The 264-nt window shown below is 68.2% G+C and carries 1 pseudogene; it reads right to left on the reverse strand.

The window, feature by feature from the left end:
* Positions 1-214: pseudogene (locus WDW90_RS41315) on the reverse strand (HlyD family type I secretion periplasmic adaptor subunit); the annotation flags it as partial.
* Between the last annotated feature and the right edge of the window lie 50 nt (positions 215-264).

The following is a 264-nucleotide window of genomic DNA, read 5'->3' on the forward strand; positions in this document are numbered from 1 at the left end:
CGATCGAGGAGATCTGGCTGCCGCGCTCGCCCTCGATGCGGGCCGCGTCGCGCTCGAGGCTGGGCCTGCGCGAGATCGGCACGAGGTTCTTCTGCCAGAGCTCGCGGATGACCTTGAGCTCCTGCGTGATGAAGGCGGTCTGGCTGGCATTGGCCTTGATCTTGTCGTTGAGGCCGGCGATCTGCTGATCGAGCTGGGCGATGCGATCGCGCAGCTGCTCCTTCTGGCCGGTGCGCGCCTAGGCGCGGGCCGCAAACAGCCGCC

It is taken from the genome of Methylobacterium nigriterrae (assembly GCF_037106235.1).
In the GTDB taxonomy this organism is placed as follows: Bacteria; Pseudomonadota; Alphaproteobacteria; order Rhizobiales; family Beijerinckiaceae; genus Methylobacterium; species Methylobacterium nigriterrae.